This is a genomic window from Nocardioides sp. (genome assembly GCF_964228225.1).
Lineage (GTDB): Bacteria > Actinomycetota > Actinomycetes > Propionibacteriales > Nocardioidaceae > Nocardioides.
In genome coordinates this window covers 58,794-82,708 of the sequence record NZ_CAXQZB010000049.1, presented here as the reverse complement: position 1 = coordinate 82,708, position 23,915 = coordinate 58,794, and the positions used below count along the sequence as shown (strand labels likewise).

The window sequence follows — 23,915 nt, the reverse complement described above, 5'->3', positions numbered from 1 at the left end:
CCCTCGGCGGTACGCTCATCGCTGATCTGCTGTGCCCGGACCCGGAAGTGACACTGTGACCAGCCTGGACCCGCGAGCGCCGCTCGTGCTCGATACCCGCGAGCTCGGCCGCCGCCCGGGGTCCCAGCGTCAGGTGGAGCTCTCGGTGCCGGCCCCGGCGGATCTGGGCATCGACGTCCTCGGAGTGCCCGAAGGTTCGCCGGTCGATTTCGACCTGCGGCTGGAGGCGGTCATGGAGGGGGTGCTGGTCACGGGTTCGGCCTCGGTCGAGCTCGACGGCGAGTGCGCACGGTGCCTGGAACCGATCCACGACGACCTCGTGGTGCGATTCCAGGAACTGTTCGTCTACGACGACCAGACCTTCGGCTCCGACTCCCCGGAGCACGAGGAGGACGACGATCTCAGTAGGCTGCAGGACGACCTGGTCGACCTGGAGCCGTTGCTGCGGGATGCGGTGGTGCTCGCACTGCCCTTCCAGCCGCTGTGCGAGGAGGACTGCCCCGGATTGTGCGTCGAGTGCGGCGCGCGACTGGCGGAGGATCCCGACCACGACCACGAGGCACGGACCGATCCCCGGTGGGCGGCGCTCGACGCGCTGCGCAACGGCGCCGATCCCGCCTGAGCACCACCCCGAACCAGCACCACCCCCAGCTTGACCTGACGAGGAGAGAACAGTGGCTGTCCCGAAGCGGAAGATGTCGCGCAGCAACACCCGGCACCGTCGTTCGGCCTGGAAGGCCACCGTGCCGACCCTGGTGACCTGCGCCAACCCCGCGTGCGGCGCCCAGCACCTCCCGCACCGCGCGTGCGGCGAGTGCGGTCAGTACGGCGCCCGCGCGGCCCGTCGCCAGGTTCTCTGACCTCCCCGTCCTCGGGTCGGGCCGCCATCAACGCCGACGCCGCCCCCTCCACCGCCCCTGACCGGGGCGCGCTGCGCGCTGCCCTCGGGGACCCCGTCCTGGACCCCGAGCTGCTCGAGCTCGCCCTCACCCACCGCTCCTACGCCTACGAGAACGGTGGGATCCCCACCAACGAGCGCCTGGAGTTCCTCGGCGACTCCGTGCTGGGGGTGGTGGTCACCGAGACGCTCTACCGCACCCACCCGGACCTCTCCGAGGGCCGGTTGGCCAAGCTGCGCGCCGCGGTCGTCAACGCCCGCGCGCTGGCCGGGGTTGCCGAGCGGATCGGGCTCGGCGCGTACATCAAGCTCGGGCGCGGCGAGGAGACCACCGGTGGGCGTACCAAGGCCTCCATCCTCTCCGACACCGTCGAGGCCGTGATCGGGGCCGTCCACCTCTCCGGCGGCATCGAGGTGGCCTCCGAGCTGGTCCACCGGCTCTTCGACCCCCTCATCGAGCAGGCCTCGGCCCTCGGGGCGGGGCTGGACTGGAAGACCTCGCTGCAGGAGCTCGCCGCCGAGCGCTCCCTGGGCGTGCCCGAGTACGTCATCGAGGCCGAGGGCCCCGACCACCTCAAGACCTTCCACGCCCGGGTCCGCGTGGGGGCGACCCTCTACGGCAACGGCACCGGCCGGTCGAAGAAGGAGGCCGAGCAGGGCGCGGCCGAGACCGCCTACCTCGAGATCCAGGGCTCCGCGAGCCTGCCGGGGGGCACGCCGGGCGATGCCTGAGCTGCCCGAGGTCGAGGTCGTCCGGGCCGGCCTGGAGCGCCACGTCGTCGGCGCCCGGATCGAGTCCGTGGCGGTGCTCCACCCGCGCCCGGTCCGCCGCCACGAGGGCGGTGCCGCGCACTTCGCCGGCGCCCTCGCCGGTCGCCGCATCGTCGCCGCCCGACGTCGCGGCAAGTACCTGTGGCTGCCGCTCGACGACGGCGACGCCGTGCTCGGCCACCTCGGCATGAGCGGCCAGCTGCTCGTCCAGCCCAAGGACGCCCCCGCCGAACGACACCTGCGGGTGCTGTTCACCCTCAGCGGGGCCGACGAGGACCGCGACCTGCGCTTCGTCGACCAGCGGATGTTCGGCGGCCTGCTGCTGAGTCGCGGCGGCGCGCAGCTGCCCGGCGAGATCGCTCACATCGCCCGCGACCCCCTCGACCCCGCCTTCGACGACGCGCGCTTCGTGCGCGAGGTGCGGCGGCGCGCGAGCGCTGTCAAGCGGCTGCTGCTGGACCAGACCGTCGTGTCCGGGGTCGGCAACATCTACGCCGACGAGGCGCTGTGGCGTGCCGGCATCCACGGCGAGCGCCCGGGGGAGCGGCTCACGGCCCGTCAGGTGCAGGAGCTGCTCGACCACGCCCGCACGGTGATGTCCGACGCCCTCGCCCAGGGCGGCACGTCCTTCGACGCGCTCTACGTCAACGTCAACGGCGAGTCGGGGTACTTCGACCGCTCGCTGCACGCCTACGGCCGCGAGGGCGAGCCGTGCGACCGGTGCGACACCCCGATCCGGCGGGTGGCGTTCATGAACCGCTCCTCCTACTTCTGTGCCCGCTGCCAGCCGGTGCCGCGGCGCTCCGCGCGCACCGCGTCGGCGGCACGCCGGCGGGTTTGACCGCATCGCGACTCGGTGGGACTCTTGGAGACGGCCCGGATCGGGCCGCACCACCGGGGGAGCACCCCCACCGTGTGATGAGCCAGCCCGACTGGCATGACGCCCGGCGACCACGCCGGCACCACCAACGGCACCTCTACCGGAAGGTCCCCTCGCCATGGCCAAGGCGCTGATCGGTCACCTGAACAGCGACCTGCGCGACCCGCGACTCGCCGTCGAGAACGCTCGACTGCGCAACCGGGTGGCCGAGCTGGAGTCGCTCGTCCTCCGCCTCTCGGAGGAGAACGACCGTCTCGTCGCCGCCCGTGCGGCCGAGCTGCTCGAGGTCGCGCCGCAGCAGGAGCTGCAGCCCGCCTGACGCTCCGCGCCCGCGGGGGTCCGTGACCCCGCGCGGGCCTGCGTCGTTGGAGCGGCATGCGCCGCTCCCCGCGCCCGTCGCTCCCCGGCGCCCGCCGTCGGGGACGCCGTCGTCCCCTCATCACCGCCGGCGGTCTGCTCGCGGTGGCCTGCCTGCTCGCACCGGCGGCCGCCGGACTCGGGCTCGCGGCCCCCGTCGCCGCCGAGCCCGGGGCCACCGGGCCGACCGCGGCTCCCGCGGCACGGGTCGGGCTGGGCGCGGACCCCACCGACGTCGCCCTCCTGGGCGAGCGGATCAACCACCTCGCCGTGCGCCCGGGCCAGCTGGCGATCTCGGGCTGCTTCCTGGCCTCCGCGCCACTGTTCGTGACCAGTGGGGTGGACTCGCTGCGGGTCTACGACGTCGCCGACCCGGCGGCGCCCCGGCTGGTGGGGGTGCTGCCGGAGGTCCTGTTCGAGAACGAGGCCATGACGTGCGGGGAGCGGCGCACAGCCTCGGGCGTGCGTCGGTTCGTGCTCGTCGGCGTCGACCTCGTGCAAGCCGCACCGACCGACCCCTCGGGGCCGACCCACGTCAACGTCGGCGGTGGTGAGCTGATCGTCGTCGACGTCACCACGCCGTCGCGGCCCCGCATCGCCGGGCGCACCGAGGCCACCACCAGCACCCACACGGTGGCGTGCATCGACGTGCGCGACTGCCGCTACGCCTACTCCGCGGGGGAGGACGAGCAGGACCCGCACTTCTCGATCGTCGACCTCACCTCCCTCGAGCGTCCGCGCGAGGTCGACGCCGCACCGCGTCGTCCGGGCACCCAGCCCTTCACCTCGCCGACCGCGGGTCACCAGTGGAACATCGACGCCGCCGGCGTCGCGACCCACACCGGCTGGGGCGGCGCCTCGATGTGGGACGTCTCCGACCCGCGTCGTCCGCGCCTGCTCGCCACCACCGGTCGGGCCGGTCGGGGCGAGGATCCCCGCCACCCCGGCTGGAACGACTTCATCCTCCACAACGCCTTCCGTCCCCACGCCGACCGCTTCGAGCCGAACCGGCCGCCGTCCCTGACCTCGGGCAACGTCCTGCTCGTCACCGAGGAGGACTACGAGCAGACCGACTGCGCCCGGGCCGGCTCCTTCCAGACCTGGTGGGTCAAGCGACTCGGCGGGCCCGGTGCGCCGGGGCGCATCGTCCCGCTGGACAAGGTCGAGCTCGCCGACCTCGGCACCTACCCCCTGCCCCGCGGCGCCTTCTGCTCCTCCCACTGGTTCGACTACCGCCCCGGCGGACTGGTCGCGGCCGGCTTCTACGGTGGCGGCACCCAGATCCTCGACGTCCGCGACCCGCGCCGGATCCGGTCCTACAGCCACGCCGTGTGGGGCGCCTCGGAGGTCTGGGACGCGATGTGGGTGCCGGTCTACCGCGACGGTCGCCGTACCAGCGCCCGCACCAACGTCGTGTACTCCCTGGACCTGGTGCGCGGCCTGGACGTGTACGCCGTCGACGTGCCCGGCGACGGGCGCGGTGCCCTGCCGCCCCCGGCCCGGGGTGGCCCGGTCGGGCCCGGCGACGCGGCCGGCGCCGGCACGCTCGTGCTGGCGGCCGGCGCCGCGGCGTTCGGCCTGACCCTGCTGCGCCGCCGACGTCCGGTGCGCGGAGGGTCCGAAATCCGGGTGCCGGCACCGGCGGCGAGCGCGTAACGTCGAGCGGGTGTCCGCCGCGCCCACCACCCCGACCCGCGCTCCGGAGCCCGGTGGATGGGGGGAGCGGGTGGCGCCCGCTCGGCTCGGCCGCGACTTCCGGTGGCTGCTCGCCTCGAGCTGGACCACCAACCTCGGCGACGGTCTGGCGCTGGCCGCCGCCCCGCTCCTGGTCGCCTCCCTCACCGACTCCCCGGGACTGGTGGCGCTGGCCGCCACGGCGGCCTGGGCGCCGTCGTTGCTCTTCGGTCTGCTGGCCGGGGTCTACACCGACCGGCACGACCGGCGTCGGCTCGTGCTCGTGGGCAACGCGCTGCGGGTGCTGCTGGTCGCGACGCTGGCGATCGCGGTGCTCGCCGACACCGCCACCATCGGGTTCGCCCTGGTCGTGATGCTGGCCCTGGGCTCGGCGGAGGTGTTCGTCGACAACGCCGCCGCCACCTTCACCCCCATGCTGGTGGCCCGCGAGGACCTCGCCCTGGCCAACAGCCGGGTGCTCACCGGCTTCATCACCCTCAACCAGCTGGCGGGGCCGCTGTGCGGCGCGGTGCTCTTCGCCCTCCACCCGGCCGCCCCCTTCCTGGTGCAGGCGCTCACCGCCCTCCTCGGCTGGGCGTTCATGACCCGCGTGCGCCCGCCCGACCACCGCACCGGCGGCCCGGCGGCCCGCACCGTGCTCCACGAGCTGCGCGAGGGGCTGCGCTGGGTGTGGCACCACGCGGCCGTGCGCACCTTGGTGCTCACCATCTTCATCTTCAACCTCACCTTCGGCGCGGCGTGGTCGGTGCTCGTGCTCTACGCCACCCAGCGGCTGGGGCTCGCCGAGGCCGGCTTCGGCCTGGTCACCGGCGTCGGTGCGGCGGGAGGGCTGCTCGGCACGGTCTGCTACGGCTGGCTGACCCGCCGGCTCTCGCTGGGGACGATCATGCGCATCGGCCTGGTGATCGAGACCCTCACCCACCTCGTGCTCGCCCTCACCACCAGCCCGTGGGTGGCACTCCCGGTGTTCTTCGTCTTCGGCGCCCACGCCTTCATCTGGGGCACCACCTCGATGACCGTGCGGCAGCGGGCCGTGCCCGCCGAGCTGCAGGGGCGGGTCGGGGGCATCAACGGATTCGGCGTGTTCGCCGGCCTGGTGATCGGCTCGGGCATCGGCGGGCTGATCGCCGAGCAGGCCGGCGTCGTCGGCCCGTTCTGGTTCGCCTTCGGTGGCTCGGTGCTGTTCCTCGTGCTGCTCTGGCGCCAGCTGGCCCACATCGCCCACGCCGACGAGCAGGGGCCCGCCGCGGACGACGCCGCGCCGCGCGACGAGGCACGCGGGTAGGCTGCGGCGCGCCGCGACCTCCGGTCCGGCACCGACGTCCCACCCCGTCCACCTGCCCGACCCGCCAGACCCGGGCAGACCACCCGCAGGAGCGCCCGCGTGTACCTGAAGAGCCTGACCCTGAAGGGGTTCAAGTCCTTCGCCTCCGCGACCACGCTCCAGCTCGAGCCGGGCATCACCTGCATCGTGGGCCCCAACGGGTCGGGGAAGTCCAACGTCGTCGACGCCCTGGCGTGGGTGATGGGCGAGCAGGGCGCCAAGTCGCTGCGCGGCGGGAAGATGGAGGACGTCATCTTCGCCGGCACCAGCGGCCGTCCGCCGTTGGGCCGCGCCGAGGTCGTGCTCACCATCGACAACTCCGACGGCGCGCTGCCGATCGAGTACTCCGAGGTGACGATCAGCCGCACGATGTTCCGCAGCGGCGGCTCGGAGTACGCCATCAACGGCACCGCCTGCCGGCTGCTCGACGTGCAGGAGCTGCTCAGCGACTCCGGCATCGGTCGCGAGATGCACGTGATCGTCGGGCAGGGTCAGCTCGACTCGATCCTGCACGCCACCGCCGAGGACCGCCGCGGGTTCATCGAGGAGGCCGCCGGCGTCCTCAAGCACCGCAAGCGCAAGGAGAAGGCGCTGCGCAAGCTCGACGCGACCCAGGGCAACCTGACCCGGTTGAACGACCTGATCGTCGAGATCCGCCGCCAGCTCAAGCCGCTGGGGCGCCAGGCCGAGGTGGCCCGCCGGGCCGCCACCGTGCAGGCCGACGTCCGCGACGCACGGGCGCGCCTGCTCGCCGACGACCTCGTGACCGCCCGCACCGCCCTCGAGCAGGAGCTGGCCGACGAGTCGGTGCTGGTCGAGCGCCGTACCGAGGTCGAGGCCTCCCTGGCGCGCGCCCGGGAGGCCGAGGCCGAGCTCGAGGCCGCGTTGCGCGAGGACCTCCCGGCCCTCAGCGCCGCCCAGGAGACCCAGTACGCCCTCGGCAGCCTGCGTGAGCGGATCCGCGGCACCCAGGGCCTCGCGGCCGAGCGGGTGCGCAACGCCGCCGGTGCGGGGGAGGCCGAGGCCGGCGCCCGGGGCCGCGACCCCGAGCAGCTGGAGGCCGAGGCCGAGACCGCCCGCGAGCGGGAGGCCGCGAACGCCGCCGAGGTCGAGCAGCTGCGGCTCGCCCTCGAGGGCGCCGTGACCGCCCGGCGCGAGGCGGAGGAGGCCGCGGCCGCCGAGGACCGGCGCATCGCCGCCCTGCAGCGCGCCGCCGCCGACCGGCGCGAGGGCCTCGCGCGGCTCCACGGCCAGGTCAACGCCCTGAAGTCGCGTGCGGCCGCGGCCGCCGACGAGATCGGCCGGCTCACCCTGGCCCGCGAGGAGGCGCTGGCCCGCGCGGCCCGCGCCCAGCACGACTTCACCGCGCTCGAGACCCGCGTGGCCGGCCTCGACGCCGGCGAGGAGGGGCTCGACGCCGAGCACGAGGACGCCGTCGCCGCCCTCGACGCGATCGAGGAGCGGCTCGCGGCCGTGCGGGCCGAGGTGCAGGACGCCGACCGCGAACGCTCGGCGCTGGCCGCCCGCAAGGACGCCCTCGAGCTCGGCCTGGCGCGCAAGGACGGCGGCGGGGCCCTGCTCGCCGCGGGCGGCGACGGCGGTCCGCTCGACGGCGTCCTGGGTTCGGTCGCGACCCTGCTCAGCGTGTCCCCGGGGCACGAGACGGCACTGGCCGCGGCCCTCGGTGCGGCCGCCGACGCCGTCGCGGTGGCCGACCCCGCAGCGGCGGTCGCCGCGCTGGAGCACCTGCGCGCCGGCGACCTCGGCCGCGCCGGCCTCCTGGTGGGCGGCGCCGCGGCCCGGCGGCGCGACTGGCCCGCCGCGCCGGAGGGCGTGCCCTACGCCCTCGACCTGCTCGACGCCGTGCCTGACACGCTCGTCCCGGCCCTCACCCGGCTGCTGGAGCGGGTCGTCGTGGTCGACGACCTCGCCACCGCGCGCCGCGTGGTCGAGGCCGACGCCGAGCTCACCGCCGTCACCCGCGACGGCGACGTGCTCGGCGCCCACCGCGCCGACGGCGGCTCCGCCGCGGGGCAGAGCCTGATCGAGATCCAGAGCGCGGTCGACGAGGCCGGGGAGGCGCTGCGCGAGGCCACCGCCCGCGCCGAGCGTCTCACCTTCGAGACCTCGCGGCTGGAGGCCGAGCGGCTCACCGCCCAGCAGCGCGTCGACGTCGCCCTGGCGCAGCTGCACGAGTCCGACGCCACCCTGGCGGCCGTCGCGGAGGAGCTGGGCCAGTATGGCTCCCAGATGCGCGCCGCGGCCGGGGAGGCCCAGCGGTTGGAGGCGGCCCTGGAGAAGGCCGAGGCCGCCCGGGTGCAGGACCTCGGCGGGCTGGCCGAGCTCGAGGCGCGGGTGGCGGCCGCCGAGCAGTCCCACGACGACGGCGAGGAGCCCGACACCGGCGAGCGGGAGCGGCTGGCGCAGGCCGCCACGGCCGCCCGCGCGGCGGAGATGGAGGCGCGGCTGGCGCTGCGCACCGCCGAGGAGCGCGCCCGCGCCGGCCACGGGCGCGCCGACGCCCTGATGCGCCAGGCCCGGCAGGAGCGCGAGGCCCGCGCCCGCGCCGCCGAGCGCCGGGCCCGACTGCAGCGCGAGGCCGAGGTCGCCCGCGCGGTGGGGGAGGCCACCACCTTCGTGCTCGCCCACCTGGAGGCCTCCTGGCACGAGGCCAGCGAGGTCCGAGCGGCGGTCGAGCGCGACCGCCAGGGCCGCGAGCGGGCGCTGCTGGAGGTGCGCGCCACCCTGCGCACCCTGGGGGCCGAGCTCACCGAGCTCATCAGCTCGGTGCACCGCGACGAGATGGCCCGCGCCCAGCAGCGGATGCGCATCGAGCAGCTGGAGGAGCGGGCCCTGGAGGAGCTCGGTCTGGACGCCGACGCGCTGGTGGCCGACTTCGGCCCCGACGTGCCGGTGCCGGTGGCGTCGGAGACCCCCGACGGCCCGGACGCTCCCGACGCCGCTGGGTCCACCACGGTGCCCTACGTGCGCGAGGAGCAGACCAAGCGGCTGCGCACCGCCGAGCGCGCCCTGCGCGAGCTCGGACGCGTCAACCCGCTGGCGCTGGAGGAGTTCTCGGCGATGGAGGAGCGCCACCGCTTCCTCACCGAGCAGCTGGAGGACCTCAAGCAGACCCGCAAGGACCTGCTCGACATCGTGCGCGAGGTCGACACCCGGGTCGAGGAGGTCTTCACCGAGGCCTACGCCGACGTCGAGCGCGCCTTCGACGCCACGTTCGCCCGGCTCTTCCCCGGCGGCGAGGGCCGGCTCGTGCTCACCGACCCCGACAACATGCTCACCACCGGCATCGAGGTGGAGGCCCGGCCCCCGGGCAAGAAGGTCAAGCGGCTCTCGTTGCTCTCCGGCGGCGAGCGCTCCCTGGTCGCGGTCGCCTTCCTGGTGGCGCTGTTCAAGGCCCGGCCCTCGCCGTTCTACATCCTCGACGAGGTGGAGGCGGCCCTGGACGACACCAACCTGGGGCGCCTGCTGCAGATCTACGAGGAGCTGCGCGAGAACTCCCAGCTGCTCGTCATCACCCACCAGAAGCGCACCATGGAGGTCGGCGACGCCCTGTACGGCGTCACGATGCGCGGCGACGGCGTCAGCGCGGTGATCTCTCAGCGGCTGCGCGAGCCCGAGCCGGCCTGACCCGCCTCACCCCGAGCCCCAGGAGAGCCATGCCCGCCACCCGACCGCCGCGCAGCGACTACCCCCACTGGGAGCGCGTCACCACGCGCTGGGCCGACATCGACGTCTACGGGCACATGAACAACGCCCGGTACTTCGAGCTCATCGACACGGTGGTGAACAACCACCTCGTCGCCGGCACCGGCGTCGACATCCGCACCCTGCCCGCGATCGGGGTCGTGGCGGAGGTGTCGTGCCGCTACTTCGCCGAGATCGGCTACCCCGAGCCCGTCGACGTCGGCGTGGTCTGCGAGCGGCTCGGCACCTCCTCGATCATCTACCGCGTCGGCCTGTTCCAGGGTGACGGCGACCTCGCCCACGCCGAGGGGCGCTTCGTGCACGTCTACGTCGACAACACCGATCCCGCCCGGCCGGTCGTCCCGGTGCCCGACGTCATCCGCGCCGCCGTCGCCCCGCTGGTGCGCTGACCCGGCACCCGCTGGCCCTCGCTCCTCGACGACCGTGACCACTGACGTTCGTCGAGGAGGCGCCCTGGCGCCGTCACGAGACGCCGTGGGTCGGGAGGCGACGCTGGCCACCGGCCGTCTGCCGGGTGCGGGCGTCTCGTGACGCTCGCTGGCGCTCGCTCCTCGACGACCGTTTCCCTGGCGCCGCCACGAGACGTGGTGGGTCGGGTGCGGGCGTCTCGTGACGCTCGCTGCGCTCGCTCCTCGACGACCGTGTCCCTGGCGCCGTCACGAGACGCGGTGAGGATGCGCTCAGCCGGCGGTGGCGCCCTCGCTGTCGGCGAAGCCGGGCAGGTGCTCGGTGAGCAGGGCCTTGAAGGGCGCCTCGGCCTCGAGCTGGCTCAGGATGCCGATGCCGCCGATCCAGGTGCGGTGGATGAGCAGGTAGGACGGCGGCAGGTTGATGCGCACCGCGATCGCGTAGGAGGGCCCCTTGGGGTCGTTCATGCGCTCGAACTGGGCGCGCATCCAGGCACGGGAGAACCGGAAACGCTCCACCTGGGTGGGCTCGACGAACGGCGCGAGGTAGTCGATCAGCGCCTGGCCGTCCAGGGTGATCTTCTCCTTGATGAACCCCTCCTGGCGCAGCCCGGCCACCACCTGCTCGGCGTCGCCGGTGGCGCAGCGACGGATCAGGTCGCCCATCGCGCGGGGCAGCTGGCGTCCGGGCAGGCGCGCGACCGCGCCGTAGTCGAGCACGCCGAGCCGGCCGGGCTCGCCGTCGGGGCCGGGGATGACGCGGAAGTTCCCGGGGTGCGGGTCGGCGTGCAGCATGCCGGTGCGGGCGGGGCTGGCGAACAGGAACCGCACGAGCAGCTCGCCGTAGTGGTCGCGCTCGGCCTGCGTACCGTCCTTGATCACCGCGGCCAGCGAGGACGCGGAGTCGAGCCACTCGGTGATGAGCACGGTCTCGCCGAACGCGACGACGGCCGGCACGGTGAGGTCGGGGTCGTCGACGAACGCCTCGTGGAAGGCCTGCTGCGCCTCGGCCTCGAGGCGGTAGTCGAGCTCCTCCTCGGTGCGCTCGATCATCTCGGCCACCAGCGGCTTGACGTCCAGACCGGGGAACAGCGGGCCGAGGGTGCGCGCCACGCGTGAGAGCTGGCGCAGGTCGGCCCGCAGAGCCTCGCCGGCCCCGGGGTACTGCACCTTCACCGCCACCTCACGGCCGTCGTGCCAGCGGCCCTTGTGCACCTGACCGATCGAGGCGGCCGCGGTGGGGGCGCCGTCGAGCCAGACCAGCTGCTCCTGCCAGTCGGGGCCGAGCTCGCGGGCCAGTGCCTCGCGCACGGTCGCGGTGGGCATCGGGGGAGCGGCGTCCTGCAGCTTGGTGAGCTGCTCGCGGTAGGGGGCGGCCATCTCCTCCGGCAGCGCCGCCTCGAGCACCGAGAGCGCCTGGCCGAACTTCATCGCCCCGCCCTTGAGCTCGCCGAGGGTGCGGAAGAGCTGCTCGGCGGTGCGCTGCTGGATCTCGGTCATCACCGCCTCGGCGGGGGCGCCGCCGAGGCGCTTGCCGAGTCCGACCGCGCTGCGGCCCGCGTAGCCGAGCGGCAGCGCCGCGAGGCGGGCGGTGCGACGGGCAGCCTTGCGCGGGAGATCGGCCATACCTCCCATCCTCCCAGCCCGCTGTTCACCCCGCCGGTGTCGCGCACGTCACGCCCGCCGTCGCGGGACGGGCCGCGCGGGTGAGGGGGTCGCCCCGCGATCCGTGGCAAAGTAAAGACGTCTCACCCGGTTCTGATCTCTCGGAGGGTTCCACCGTGGTCTCGGTGTTCCTGGTCATGCTGTTCGTGCTCGTCCTCGCCGCCGGCGTGGCGGTGTACGCCGCCTACATCGACCGCGGCCGCGAGGTGCCGGGGGCGCCGTGGCTCAACCGCGTCGCCGCGCGCGCCGCCGACGCCGTCCCGACCCTGGGGGAGGACGACGCCGCCGCGTCGTCGCGTCGCGGCTGAACCCTCACCCGGCGCGCGGTGCCGGGTTGAGGTGCCGGGCCTCCCGGCTGGTTGGATGAGCGCATGTTCGACTCGCTGACCGAATGGCTCCTGCTGATCCTCGGGATCGTCGTCGTCGCAGCGGTGCTGCTCGCCGGCCTCGTCGTCCCGCGTCGTCGTCGCGGGGCCACGCCGCCGGTCGCCCCGCCCGCCGCGCCCGCCCCGACGATCGAGGCCCCCCCGCGCGAGGACGTCGCGGAGGTCGCGACCGACACCGCGGTCGAGGCGCGGGTCGAGGCGCCGGTCGAGGCCCCGGCCGCACCCGCGGTCGAGAAGCCCGAGGGCACGCCGTCGCGCCTGGTGCGGCTGCGTCAGCGGCTCGCGGGCTCCCAGGGCGGCTTCGGGCGCGGTCTGCTGGCGCTGCTGAGCCGCGACCGGCTCGACGAGGACACCTGGGAGGCCATCGAGGACCTCCTGCTCACCGCCGACGTCGGGGTCGCCCCGACCCAGCAGGTGGTCGACAACCTGCGCACCCGGCTGCGCGTCGACGGCTCCGAGGCCGGCGACCCGCGCGCCGTGCTGCGCGACGAGCTCATCACCCTGGTCGACCCCGCCCTGGACCGCCGCCTGCAGATCAGCGGGCAGGACGGCAAGCCCGGCGTCGTGCTCGTGGTCGGCGTGAACGGCGCCGGCAAGACCACCACCGTCGGCAAGATCGCCCGCATCCTGGTGGCCGAGGACCGCACCGTCACCCTCGGCGCGGCCGACACCTTCCGCGCCGCCGCGGTGGACCAGCTCGCCACCTGGGGCGAGCGCGTCGGCGTCGAGGTCGTGCGCGGCCCCGAGGGCTCCGACCCCGCCAGCGTCGCCTTCGAGGCGGTCAAGCACGGCGTCGAGGCCGGCGTCGACACCGTGCTGGTCGACACCGCGGGCCGGCTGCAGAACAAGGCCGGCCTGATGGACGAGCTCGGCAAGGTCAAGCGCGTCATCGAGAAGCAGGCCCCGGTCACCGAGGTGCTGCTGGTGCTGGACGCCACCACCGGGCAGAACGGCCTGATCCAGGCCCGGGTGTTCTCCGAGGTCGTCGACGTCACCGGCATCGTGCTCACCAAGCTCGACGGCTCGGCGAAGGGTGGCATCGTGATGGCCGTCCAGCGCGAGCTCGGTGTGCCGGTGAAGCTCGTGGGCCTCGGCGAGGGCCCCGACGACCTGGCGCCCTTCGACCCCGGCGCGTTCGTGGACGCCCTGCTGGGCTGACGCCGGCGTCGGCCCCGGACCTCAGCCCGACGGGTGAGGACAGGGTGGACGGGATCGACGGGGCGGCGGTGCGAAACCGTTCCGTAACGCAACGGGCGAACTCGTTTCCTGGGCGAAACAACAGGGCGGTGAGGTCGCAACATCGCCCCGTGAGGCTTCTCGCGAATCCGGCGGAGCACCCGCACACCGACGTGCGGTGCTCTCGTCTCCCGAGAAACCACACTCCCTGGAGGTTCAGTGGACGGCTATTACGCCTTCATGCTGATCGCCACCGCCTTCGTCCTGATGATGACGGTGCCGGCGCTCGCCCTGTTCTACGGCGGCATGTCCCGCTCGAAGTCCGTGCTCAACATGATGATGATGTCGTTCACTGCGGCAGCGATCGTCGGCATCCTCTACGTCGCGGTCGGCTGGTCGATGGGCTTCGGCGGTGACGGCACGTTCTTCGCCGACCCCTTCGAGCTCTTCTGGCTCGACAGCGTCTCGACGGACAGCTACATCTTCGTGATGTTCCAGATGACGTTCGCCGTCATCACCGTCGCGCTCATCAGCGGCGCGGTCGAGGGCCGGATGAAGTTCGCCGCCTGGCTGGCCTTCATCCCCGTGTGGGCGCTCCTCGTGTACTTCCCGATGGCGCACATGGTCTTCAGCTGCACCGACGACTCCCTCATTTGCGGTCGGATCGGCGCCCAGGACTACGCCGGTGGCACCGCGGTGCACATCAACGCCGGTGTGGCCGCCCTCGTGCTCGTGGTGCTGCTCGGCAAGCGGGCCGGCTTCGGCCGCGAGCCGATGCGCCCGCACAACCTGACCCTCACCATGCTCGGCGCCGGCCTGCTGTGGCTGGGCTGGTACGGCTTCAACGTCGGCTCGATCGTCTTCGGCGGCGAGTCCGAGGAAGCCGACATGGCGCAGTTCTTCAGCGAGACCGGCCGCACCTTCGCCAACACCACCCTGGCCACGATGGCCGCGATCCTCGGCTGGCTGGCGATCGAGAAGCTGCTGCACAAGAAGGCCACCTCGCTGGGTGCGGCCTCGGGCATCGTGGCCGGTCTGGTCGCCATCACCCCCGCCTGCGGCGCGGTCGACCTCGAGGGTGCGGTGGCCATCGGCGCCATCGCCGGTGGTGTCTGCGCCTGGGCCGTGGGCCTGAAGTTCAAGCTCGGCTACGACGACTCGCTCGACGTCGTGGGCGTCCACCTGGTCGGCGGCATCCTCGGCACCGTCCTCATCGGGCTCTTCTCCACCTCCGACGGCGCGGGCGGCGTCGACGGGCTGTTCTACGGCGGCGGCGTCGACTCCCTGGTCGACCAGTCCCTGGGGGCCCTGGTCGCGATCGGCATCTCGGCGGTGCTCACCCTGATCATCGGTCTGGCCATCAAGTTCACGATCGGCCTGCGCATCGACGAGGACGACGAGGTGGCCGGGATCGACCTCGCCGCCCACGGCGAGTCCGCCTACGACATCCACACCGCCGGCGGCTCCGGCTCCGGCATCCTCACCAAGTCCGAAGGGGCAAGCCTGTGAAGCTCGTGACCGCGGTGATCAAGCCGCACAAGTGGGAGGACGTCCGCGAGGCGCTGGAGACCTTCGGCGTCACCGGGATGACCGTCAGCGAGGTCAGCGGTTACGGCCGGCAGAAGGGCCACACCGAGGTCTACCGCGGCGCGGAGTACGACATCGCCCTCGTGCCCAAGATCCGCATCGAGATCGTCGTCGACGACGGCGACACCGAGGACGTGGTCGGCATCATCACCAAGACCGCGCAGACCGGTCGCATCGGTGACGGCAAGGTGTGGGTGAGCCCGGTCGACACCGTCATCCGGGTCCGCACCGGCGACAAGGACGAGGCCGCGCTGTAGCGGTCCGCCCCTCCTCTCGGGATCACTGAACGACCCGGCCGTCCCCCTCGACGGCCGGGTCGTTTACGTGTGCGTAACACGACGCGACGCCGCCGGTAACACGCCGGCCGGAGGGTAGGCGCCCGTGACTGCTCTCGCGATCGACTCCGGAACCACCGCCTGGCTGCTCGTCGCCAGCGCGCTGGTGCTGCTGATGGCCCCCGGTCTGGCGCTGTTCTACGGCGGCATGGTGCGCGCCAAGAGCGTGCTGAACATGATGATGATGACCTTCGGCGCCCTCGCGGTGATCATGGTCGTCTGGACCGTGGTGGGCTACTCGATCGCCTTCGGCGACGACGTGACCCTGGGCCTGTTCGGCGACCCGTTCCAGTACGCCGGGCTCGGTCAGCTCATGGAGGCCGGCGCGAACGGGGAGAGCGCCTACCCGTTGGTCCTGTTCGCGATGTTCCAGGGCCTGTTCTGCGTCATCACCGGCGCGCTGGTCTCGGGGGCGATCGCCGACCGCGCCCGGTTCGGCGCGTGGCTGGTGTTCATCGCGGTGTGGACCGTCGTGGTCTACGCCCCAATCGCCCACTGGATCTTCGCCTTCTCCGCCGGCGACCACGTCGGTGGCTGGATGGCCAACGAGCTGAAGGTCATCGACTTCGCCGGCGGCACCGCGGTGGAGATCTGCTCCGGCGCCTCCGCGCTCGCGCTGGCCCTGGTGCTCGGCAAGCGCGTCGGCTTCGGTCGCGACCCCATGAAGCCCCACAACCTCACCCTGGTGATGCTGGGCGCGGGGCTGCTGTGGTTCGGCTGGTTCGGCTTCAACGCCGGCTCGGCGCTCGCCGCCGACCAGCGCGCGGGCCTCGTCTTCGCCACCACCCTGCTCGCCGGCTGCGCCGGCACCCTGGGCTGGCTCGCGGTCGAGCGGTTCCGCGACGGCCACGCCACCTCGCTCGGTGCCGCCTCCGGCCTGGTCTCCGGCCTGGTGGCGATCACCCCCTCGTGCGGCTCGCTGTCGCCGATCGGCTCGCTGGTCATGGGCGTCGCCGCCGGCGTGATCTGCGCCTACGCGGTGGGGATGAAGTACCGCTTCGGCTTCGACGACTCCCTCGACGTCGTCGGCGTGCACCTCGTGGGCGGCCTGGTCGGCACGATCGGCATCGGCCTGCTCGCCACCTCCGACGCCCCCACCGGGGTGGACGGCCTGTTCTACGGCGGCGGGGTCGACCAGCTGTGGCGCCAGGTCGTCGGTGCCGGCGCGGTGCTGGTCTACGCCTTCGTGGTCTCGGGCATCATCGGACTCGTGATCCACAAGGCGCTCGGCTTCCGCGTCGACGAGGAGGAGGAGATCTCCGGGATCGACCTCGTCGTGCACGCCGAGAGCGCCTACGATCTCAACGCCGCCGGTGGCGCCCGGGGTGCCGGGTCGCTGCTCTCCACCCTGGAAAGGGACCACGCATGAAGCTCGTGACCGCCGTCATCAAGCCCCACAAGTGGCAGGACGTCCGCACCGCCCTGGAGGCGGTCGGTGTCACCGGCATGACCGTCAGCGAGGTCAGCGGCTACGGCCGGCAGAAGGGCCACACCGAGGTCTACCGCGGCGCCGAGTACGACATCGCGCTCGTGCCCAAGGTGCGCCTGGAGATCGCGGTCGACGACGACGACGTCGACGCCGTGACCGAGGCCATCGCCCGGGCCGCCCAGACCGGTCGCATCGGCGACGGCAAGATCTGGGTGCAGCCGCTGGAGTCGGTGGTGCGCGTGCGCACCGGCGACCGCGACAGCGCCGCCCTCTGAACACGGCGCTGACCCGCTCCGCCTCGTGACCGCTCCCCGTCCCACGGCTCCCGACGCATGACGGCGGCCGACCGCGCCGCCCGCACGACGGCGGCCGATCAGCGCTGCCTCGACGCCTACGCCGCCGCCGGCGGCCCCGACGTCGGGGCCGCCCTCGTGGCCGTCGGCGGCTACGGCCGCGGGGAGCTCGCGCCCCACTCCGACCTCGACCTGGTCCTGGTCAGCGACGAGGACGTCGTGCTCGGCGACCTCGCCGAGACGCTGTGGTACCCGCTGTGGGACTCCGGCTCGCGCATCGACCACGCCGTACGCACCCTGCCCGAGATGGTCGCGGCGGCCGACGCCGACCACCGGGTGGCCGCGGGCCTGCTCGACGTGCGCCACGTCGCCGGCGACGCCAACCTCACCCTGCGCCTGCGCACCACGATGCTGGCCCAGTGGCGTCGCCACGCCCGGGCGCGGCTGCCCGAGATGCGGGCCGCCAGCGACCAGCGCCACCGGCTGATGGGCGAGCTCGCGCACCTCTCGGTGCCGGACCTGAAGGAGTCCGAGGGCGGGCTGCGCGACACCACCACGCTGCGCTCGCTCGTGGCCACCTGGCTGGTGGACGTGCCGGCAGCCGAGCTGGAGGCCTCCCGCCAGGTGCTCCTCGACGTCCGCGACCACGTGCAGGCCCTGGCCGGGCGTGCCACCGACCGCATCGCCCCGGAGATGTGGAGCGACCTCGCCCCGCTGCTGGGCCTGCACGACGACCGCGCGGTGCAGAAGCACGTGCGCGAGGCCGGTCGCCGCATCACCCACCTCACGCGGCTGGCCTGGCGACGGGTCGACGGCGTCCTGGCGCGGCCAGCCTCGCCGCAGGTGGCCCGCAAGGTCGTGTTGGAGCCGCTGGCCCACGGCGTCGCCCTGTCGGCGGGGGAGGTGGTGCTCGACCGCCGGGCCGATCCCGCCGGCGACCCCGTGCTGCTGCTGCGCGCGGCCACCGCCGCCGCCGAGCACGACGTCGTGCTCGCCCCGGCCACCGCCGCCCGCCTGGTGCGGGAGTGCGCCCCGTTGCCGGACCCGTGGCCCGAGGAGGCCCGCCAGCTGATGGTGCGGCTGCTCGCCAGCGGCCGCGGCCTGCTGCCGGTGTGGGAGACCCTGGAGGAGACCGGCGCCCTGGAGCAGGTGCTGCCGGAGTGGGAGCGCATCCGGATGCTGCCCCACGCCTCGGTGATCCACCGCTTCACCGTCGACCGGCACGTCGTCGAGACCTGTGTGGAGGCCTCGGCGCTCATCCGCACCGTCGCCCGCCCCGACGTGCTCATGGTGGCCGCGCTGCTGCACGACATCGGCAAGGGCGGGCTCACCGAACACTCGATCGCGGGGGAGCCGGTCGCGCGCGAAGTCGCCCGCCGGATGGGGTTCGACGCCGAGTGCGTGGAGCTGATCGCCCTGCTGGTGCGCTGGCACCTGCTGCTGGCCTCCACCGCGACCACCCGCGACCCCGACGACCCCGCCACCGTCGAGCAAGTCACCGCCCGGCTGCGCACGGCCGAGGCGCTCTCCCTGCTGGGTGCGCTGACCGAGGCCGACGCCAAGGCCACCTCGCCGCAGGCCTGGACGTCGTGGCGGGCCGGGCTCATCACCGACCTCGCCCGCCGCGCCCGCGCCGCGCTCGACACCGGCGTCGCGCCGCCCGCGTTGCGCACCGACGAGGTGCCGGTGCCGGCCGACCTCGGCCCCGACGAGGTCCGCTTCGACGTCGAGCGGGTGGGCGACGGCTCCCGGGTCACCGTCGTCGCGCACGACCGGGTGGGGCTGCTCGCCGACCTCGCTGCCACCTTCGCGCTGCAGCGGCTCCCGATCCGCGCGGCCCGGGTGTGGGGTCAGGACCAGTTCGGGATCACGGTCTGGGAGCTCGCCTCCGACGAGGTCGACCCCGCGCTGCTGCGCACCAAGTACGCCACCCTGCGCAGCGGCCGGATCGACGCCGGCACCCGGTTCGCCAAGGTCGCCGCCGCCGGCGACCTCGCCCCCACCGTCGCGGTGCGTCCCGAGGCCAGCGAGCACGCCACCGTGCTCGAGGTGCGGGCGGCCGACCGGCCCGGCGTGATGTACCTGGTGTGCGCCGCGCTCGCGTCGCTCGAGGTCTCGGTGCGCTCGGCGCACATCGACACCCTGGGTCCGCAGGCGGTGGACGTCTTCTACCTGCAGGAGGCCTCGGCCGGCGCGCTCTCCGACACCCGGGCCGCGCAGGCGGCCCACGCCGTGCGCGCCGCCCTCGGCGGGGCCTAGCAGTCGCTCAGCAGGCGGTCAGGAGGCGGGGTCGCGGCGCGGGGCGGGCAGCCGGATCGTGCCGCCGTTGAGGTCCACCCGCACCCGGGTGGGGGCGGCGTCGGTGTCGGGCGCCAGCTGCACGTGCCGCTTGGCGTCGTCGAGGTCCTCCCGGGCGCGGGCGTTGGCGGGGGACACCAGGTCCTGCATGATCCCGAAGGCGTCGCCGACCGCGGAGGTGGAGGTGCCGTCGCGGTGGGCCGCACGCAGGTTGCGGTGGGAGAGCCAGATCACCGCCGCGAGCACGAGGACTCCGCCCACGCCGAAGCCCAGGACGGTGAGAACGATGCGCAGCGCCTCCGGCATCTCCCCAGCCTAGGTCATCGGTCCACCCGGCGACCCCGATAGGCTGGGGCGCGCCCGTCCCTCCCGGGGCCGGCCTGCTGCACCGCCCGACGACCCGAGGGAAACACCAGTGTTCGCCACGCTCTCCGACCGTCTTGCCGACACCTTCAAGAACCTGCGGGGGAAGGGCAAGCTCTCCGAGGCCGACATCGACGCCACCGCGCGCGAGATCCGCATCGCGCTGCTGGAGGCCGACGTCGCGCTGCCGGTGGTCAAGGACTTCGTGGCCGCGATCAAGGAGCGGGCGCGCGGCGAGGAGGTCAGCGGAGCGCTGAACCCCGCCCAGCAGATCATCAAGATCGTCCACGAGGAGCTCGTGACGATCCTCGGCGGGGAGACCCGTCGGCTGCGGTTCGCCAAGACCGGTCCCACCGTGATCATGCTCGCCGGCCTCCAGGGTGCGGGCAAGACGACGCTGGCGGCCAAGCTCGCGCTGTGGCTCAAGGAGCAGCAGCGCTCGCCGCTGCTGGTGGCCTGCGACCTCCAGCGCCCCAACGCCGTCAACCAGCTGCAGGTCAACGGTGAGCGTGTCGGCGTGCCGGTCTTCGCCCCGCAGCCGGGCAACGGCGTCGGCGACCCCGTGGCGGTGGCGCGGGAGTCGATCGAGGAGGCCAAGCGCAAGCTCTACGACATCGTCATCGTCGACACCGCGGGCCGCCTCGGCGTCGACGCCGAGATGATGGCCCAGGCCGCCGCCATCCGCGACGCCGTGCAGCCCGACGAGGTGCTCTTCGTCGTCGACGCCATGATCGGTCAGGACGCCGTCACCACCGCCCAGGCCTTCCTCACCGGCGTGGGCTACGACGGCGTCGTGCTCACCAAGCTCGACGGCGACGCCCGCGGCGGTGCGGCGCTCTCGATCCGCCGGATCACCGACCGGCCGGTCATGTTCGCCTCGACCGGTGAGAAGCTCACCGACTTCGACGTCTTCCACCCCGACCGGATGGCCTCGCGCATCCTGGACATGGGCGACGTGCTGACCCTGATCGAGCAGGCCGAGAAGGCCTTCGACCAGGAGCAGGCGATGAAGGCCGCCGCCCAGCTCACCGGCGAGGGCGGGGAGTTCACCCTCGACGACTTCCTCCAGCAGATGCAGCAGCTGCGCAAGCTGGGCTCGATGTCCAAGATCCTCGGCATGCTCCCCGGCATGGGCCAGATGCGGGAGCAGCTGGAGAACTTCGACGAGCGCGAGATCGACCGCATCCAGGCCATCATCCAGTCGATGACGCCGGGGGAGCGGGAGAACCCCAAGATCATCGACGGCTCCCGCCGCGCCCGGATCGCGAAGGGCTCGGGGCGTACCGTCACCGACGTCAACCAGCTCGTCGACCGGTTCTTCGAGGCCCGCAAGATGATGACCCAGCTCGCGCGCGGCGGCGGGATCCCGGGGATGCCCGGCATGCCCGGGATGGGCGGCATGCCCGGGGCCGGCAAGCGCGGCAAGGCCAAGCAGCAGCCCAAGAAGGCCAAGGGGCGCCGCGTGTCGGGCAACCCCGCCAAGGCCGCCCAGGAGGCGGCCGGCAAGCCGGTGGCCCCCGCTGCGAAGCCGAACCCGTTCGGTCTGCCGGGTGGGGAGTCGATCGACTACGAGAAGGCCGCCGCCGAGCTGCAGCTGCCCGGGGACTTCTCGAAGTTCCTCAAGTGACCCCGCGCCTCCCGGGCCGGCGCTGAGATGGCCGGTCGGGCCGCGCGCTCGATCCTGGTGGTCGACGCCGCCAACGTCGTGGGCGCGAAGCCGAACGGCTGGTGGAAGGACCGTGCCGGGGCGGCGCAGCGGCTGCACGAGGCCCTGCTCGTGGCCGACCTCGGCTACGAGCGCGTGGTGCTGGTGCTCGAGGGCGGCGCCAAGGCCGGGGTGAAGCCCGGGCGCGACGCCCACGTGCAGGTCGTGCACGCCGCCCGCGACGGCGACTCCGAGATCGTCAAGCAGACCCGCGCCGCCGCCGAGCGCTGCCCGCGCGTCGGCGTGGTGACCGCCGATCGGGCGCTGGCCGCCAACGTCGCCGCGCTCGCGCAGGTGCACGGCCCCTCGTGGCTGTGGGCCGCGGTCGAGGACTAGCCTCGCCGCGATGACCCGATCACCCGCCCCGTCACCCGTGCTGCGCGTGCGCGGCGTCGTCCTGCCCGAGGACGAGGCCCGCGACCTCTACGTCGTCGAGGGCCGTGTCACCTACGAGCCGCAGCCCGGGGCCACGACGGTGGCGCAGGGCTGGGTCGTGCCCGGCTTCGTCGACGCCCACAACCACCTCGGCCTGGAGGACGGCGGCGGGGTGCCGCCGGAGGAGGTCGAGGCGCAGGCGCTGCTCGACCGCGACGCCGGCGCGCTGCTGCTGCGCGACTGCGGGTCCCCGGTCGACACCTCGTGGGTGCACGAGCGCGACGACCTGCCCCGGCTCATCCGGGCGGGCCGCCACATCGCCCGCACCCAGCGCTACATCCGCGGCTACGCCCAGGAGGTCGAGCCCGCGGACCTCGTGGCGGCGGTGCGTGAGCAGGCGCGCGCCGGCGACGGCTGGGTCAAGCTCGTCGGCGACTGGATCTCGCGGGAGGAGGGCGATCTCGCCCCCTCCTTCCCGGTGCCGGCCGTGGCCGCCGCGATCGGGGCCGCCCACGCCGAGGGGGCGAAGGTGACCGCCCACTGCTTCGGCACCGAGGTCCTCGACGGCCTGCTGGCCGCCGGGATCGACTGCATCGAGCACGGCACGGGGCTGCAGGAGCGGCACCTCGACACCATGAGCCGGGCCGGGGTGGCGCTGGTGCCCACCGTGCTGCAGACCCGGAAGTTCCCCGGGTTCGCCGACGCCGGTCGCGCCAAGTTCCCCGCCTACGCCGCCACGATGGAGCAGCTCTTCGCGCGTCGCCGCGAGACCCTGCTCGCCGCCCACGAGGCCGGGGTCGAGCTGTTCGTCGGCACCGACGGCGGCGGCTCGGGGCGCCACGGCTGCCTGGTCGAGGAGGTCGTGGCGATGGTCGACCTCGGCCTCCCGGTGGCCGACGTCCTGGCCGCGGTCTCCTGGCGCGGACGGGAGTGGCTGGGCTGGAACCCCACGCTCGCCGAGGGGGCGCCCGCCGACTTCGTCGTGCTCGACGCCGACCCGCGCCGCGACCTCGCCACGCTCGGGCGGCCGGCCTGCGTGGTGCTGCGCGGCGCCGTCGTGGCCACCCGGGTCTGAGCCGGGTCCGAGCCGGGTCCGGGCCGGGTCCGGGCCGGGTCAGCCGACGTCGCGCACCCGGGCCGGGTCGGGTTCGTACACCACCCGGGCGCAGTTGCGCTTGAGCAGCTCCTCGCCCACGACGTCGCCGGTGACGCGGTCGATGACGGTGCGCCAGATCTCGTTGCGGCGGTACACCGAGCCCTCGTAGCGCAGGAACTCCTCGTGCCGCGCGTGCACGCGGTAGGAGTGCGGCAACGGGGAGTCGCTGCGCAGCTCGCCGCGCAGGTGCGGCTCGTCGATCCCCACCGTGAGGTGGAAGGTGTGCTCGGTGTCGTTGCGCACCACGAGGTCGACGTAGTTGTAGACGATCGAGACGCCGACCCCCCACGGCAGCACCCGGCCCCGGTCGGGGAAGGTGTCGAAGGAGTGCTCGCTGCGCTCGACGACCGTCAGGGGGCTGTGCAGCACCATCCAGTGCACGAGGTTGGCCAGCTGGCACAGTCCGCCGCCGACCCCGACGATCGCGCGACCCTGCGAGAGGCGCATCCCCGGCAGATAGCCGCGCCGCCGGGTGGCCTCGCCGACCAGGCGGTTGAAGGAGAACGTCTCGCCGGGGCGGATCACGACGCCGTCGAGCCGGGCGCCGGCCAGACCGAGGTTCACCACCTTGTTCTCCTGCCACACCATCTCGGCCGGGTCGAGGTCGCGGCGCAGCAGCGAGCCGTGCCGTGCCACCCGCACCCCGAAGGCGGCGCGGCGGGCCTCGGGATCGGCCAGCGCCGCGCGGGCGGCGGCGTCGGGGCGACGGGCGAACCGGACCCCGCGCAGGGGAGCGGTCCACCACAGCAGACGACGCCGGGCCCGGTGGATCCGGACGGCCACCGGGAGCAGCCACGGCACCCGCCGCGTGAGCGGGAGCCGGGCGTGACGGAGCAGCCAGTCCGGTGCCTCGGGGGCGCCGGAGGGGGCGGGGGCGACGGGGGGGACGGCGGTGGCAGGTGCCCCGGTCGTGCGGGGATCGAGGATGATGGTCACGAACACTGAGATGCACGTCCCGGCCCTCCGGTTGTCGCCCCGAGGCGGTCGGTTCGTGCGGGATTTCCGCCGATCCGTCGGCGTCTGGCAGACTGACCGGCTGAGTCCTGGCCGCGTGGACCCTCTCTCCTGCAGCCAGTGCCCATCGGGCGC

22 protein-coding genes are annotated in these 23,915 nt (G+C 73.8%); 19 read left to right on the top strand and 3 right to left on the bottom strand.

The window, feature by feature from the left end; genetic code table 11:
* Positions 1-55 precede the first annotated feature (55 nt).
* The 9 genes from ACERUJ_RS12030 to ACERUJ_RS11990 all read left to right on the top strand — a co-directional run bounded on the left by ACERUJ_RS12030 (position 56) and on the right by ACERUJ_RS11990 (position 10,040).
* Positions 56-622, top strand: a complete 567-nt coding sequence (locus ACERUJ_RS12030; protein WP_370248775.1) for a DUF177 domain-containing protein — start codon at positions 56-58, stop codon at positions 620-622.
* Between the two features lie 52 nt (positions 623-674).
* Positions 675-860, top strand: a complete 186-nt coding sequence (gene rpmF / locus ACERUJ_RS12025; RefSeq protein ID WP_370248774.1) for a 50S ribosomal protein L32 — start codon at positions 675-677, stop codon at positions 858-860.
* A 71-nt stretch (positions 861-931) separates the two neighbouring features.
* Entirely contained in the window at positions 932-1,630 is a 699-nt protein-coding gene (rnc, locus tag ACERUJ_RS12020; protein ID WP_370248896.1) for a ribonuclease III, read from the top strand.
* Positions 1,623-2,510, top strand: coding sequence for a bifunctional DNA-formamidopyrimidine glycosylase/DNA-(apurinic or apyrimidinic site) lyase (mutM, locus tag ACERUJ_RS12015; protein ID WP_370248773.1), 888 nt, complete (start codon positions 1,623-1,625; stop codon positions 2,508-2,510). Before rnc ends, mutM begins: the two co-directional genes overlap by 8 nt.
* A gap of 157 nt (positions 2,511-2,667) precedes the next feature.
* The gene (locus tag ACERUJ_RS12010) at positions 2,668-2,868 is read left to right on the top strand and encodes a hypothetical protein (protein WP_370248772.1); all 201 of its coding nucleotides are present in this window, start codon (positions 2,668-2,670) and stop codon (positions 2,866-2,868) included.
* Between the two features lie 56 nt (positions 2,869-2,924).
* Positions 2,925-4,562 (top strand): hypothetical protein, encoded by a 1,638-nt coding sequence (locus tag ACERUJ_RS12005; RefSeq protein ID WP_370248771.1) that lies wholly within the window; start codon positions 2,925-2,927, stop codon positions 4,560-4,562.
* A gap of 10 nt (positions 4,563-4,572) precedes the next feature.
* On the top strand, positions 4,573-5,886 hold the full coding sequence (locus tag ACERUJ_RS12000) for an MFS transporter (protein WP_370248770.1): 1,314 nt from the start codon (positions 4,573-4,575) through the stop codon (positions 5,884-5,886).
* Between the two features lie 99 nt (positions 5,887-5,985).
* A complete protein-coding gene (gene smc / locus ACERUJ_RS11995; RefSeq protein WP_370248769.1) occupies positions 5,986-9,573 on the top strand; it encodes a chromosome segregation protein SMC in 3,588 nt (1,195 codons plus the stop codon).
* A gap of 29 nt (positions 9,574-9,602) precedes the next feature.
* Positions 9,603-10,040 (top strand): acyl-CoA thioesterase, encoded by a 438-nt coding sequence (locus ACERUJ_RS11990; RefSeq protein ID WP_370248768.1) that lies wholly within the window; start codon positions 9,603-9,605, stop codon positions 10,038-10,040.
* 291 nt (positions 10,041-10,331) lie between these two features.
* Here ACERUJ_RS11990 and ACERUJ_RS11985 read toward each other — a convergent pair whose 3' ends face one another.
* Positions 10,332-11,684, bottom strand: a complete 1,353-nt coding sequence (locus ACERUJ_RS11985) for an ABC1 kinase family protein (RefSeq protein ID WP_370248767.1) — start codon at positions 11,682-11,684, stop codon at positions 10,332-10,334.
* A 155-nt stretch (positions 11,685-11,839) separates the two neighbouring features.
* Here ACERUJ_RS11985 and ACERUJ_RS11980 point away from each other — a divergent pair, with 155 nt between their 5' ends.
* The 7 genes from ACERUJ_RS11980 (at position 11,840) to ACERUJ_RS11950 (ending at position 19,188) form a co-directional block, all read left to right on the top strand.
* Positions 11,840-12,031: a hypothetical protein gene (locus ACERUJ_RS11980; protein ID WP_370248766.1), complete on the top strand. Its 192-nt coding sequence runs from the start codon at positions 11,840-11,842 to the stop codon at positions 12,029-12,031.
* Positions 12,032-12,094: 63 nt separating this feature from the next.
* Complete coding sequence (ftsY, locus tag ACERUJ_RS11975; RefSeq protein WP_370248765.1) at positions 12,095-13,267, top strand: signal recognition particle-docking protein FtsY; 1,173 nt, start codon at positions 12,095-12,097, stop codon at positions 13,265-13,267.
* Positions 13,268-13,525: 258 nt separating this feature from the next.
* Positions 13,526-14,794, top strand: coding sequence for an ammonium transporter (locus tag ACERUJ_RS11970; protein ID WP_370248764.1), 1,269 nt, complete (start codon positions 13,526-13,528; stop codon positions 14,792-14,794).
* The gene (locus tag ACERUJ_RS11965) at positions 14,791-15,129 is read left to right on the top strand and encodes a P-II family nitrogen regulator (protein WP_370248763.1); all 339 of its coding nucleotides are present in this window, start codon (positions 14,791-14,793) and stop codon (positions 15,127-15,129) included. Before ACERUJ_RS11970 ends, ACERUJ_RS11965 begins: the two co-directional genes overlap by 4 nt.
* 124 nt (positions 15,130-15,253) lie before the next feature.
* On the top strand, positions 15,254-16,576 hold the full coding sequence (locus ACERUJ_RS11960) for an ammonium transporter (RefSeq protein WP_370248762.1): 1,323 nt from the start codon (positions 15,254-15,256) through the stop codon (positions 16,574-16,576).
* Entirely contained in the window at positions 16,573-16,911 is a 339-nt protein-coding gene (locus ACERUJ_RS11955; protein WP_370248761.1) for a P-II family nitrogen regulator, read from the top strand. The genes ACERUJ_RS11960 and ACERUJ_RS11955 overlap by 4 nt, the downstream gene beginning before the upstream one ends.
* Before the next feature lie 57 nt (positions 16,912-16,968).
* Positions 16,969-19,188 (top strand): [protein-PII] uridylyltransferase, encoded by a 2,220-nt coding sequence (locus ACERUJ_RS11950; protein ID WP_370248760.1) that lies wholly within the window; start codon positions 16,969-16,971, stop codon positions 19,186-19,188.
* 18 nt (positions 19,189-19,206) lie between these two features.
* Here ACERUJ_RS11950 and ACERUJ_RS11945 read toward each other — a convergent pair whose 3' ends face one another.
* Positions 19,207-19,533 carry a hypothetical protein gene (locus tag ACERUJ_RS11945; RefSeq protein WP_370248759.1) on the bottom strand — a complete coding sequence of 109 codons (327 nt, stop codon included), beginning with the start codon at positions 19,531-19,533 and terminating at the stop codon, positions 19,207-19,209.
* Between the two features lie 109 nt (positions 19,534-19,642).
* Between ACERUJ_RS11945 and ffh the strand changes: the two genes are divergently transcribed.
* From ffh to ACERUJ_RS11930, 3 genes are read left to right on the top strand one after another with little or no spacing between them, the layout of a single operon-like run.
* Positions 19,643-21,217, top strand: a complete 1,575-nt coding sequence (ffh, locus tag ACERUJ_RS11940) for a signal recognition particle protein (RefSeq protein WP_370248758.1) — start codon at positions 19,643-19,645, stop codon at positions 21,215-21,217.
* Positions 21,218-21,244: 27 nt separating this feature from the next.
* Complete coding sequence (locus ACERUJ_RS11935) at positions 21,245-21,631, top strand: hypothetical protein (RefSeq protein WP_370248757.1); 387 nt, start codon at positions 21,245-21,247, stop codon at positions 21,629-21,631.
* Positions 21,632-21,641: 10 nt separating this feature from the next.
* Positions 21,642-22,745, top strand: a complete 1,104-nt coding sequence (locus tag ACERUJ_RS11930) for an amidohydrolase family protein (protein WP_370248756.1) — start codon at positions 21,642-21,644, stop codon at positions 22,743-22,745.
* Between the two features lie 39 nt (positions 22,746-22,784).
* Here the strand turns inward: ACERUJ_RS11930 and ACERUJ_RS11925 are convergent, their stop codons facing one another.
* Complete coding sequence (locus ACERUJ_RS11925) at positions 22,785-23,762, bottom strand: VanW family protein (RefSeq protein WP_370248755.1); 978 nt, start codon at positions 23,760-23,762, stop codon at positions 22,785-22,787.
* Positions 23,763-23,915 lie beyond the last annotated feature (153 nt).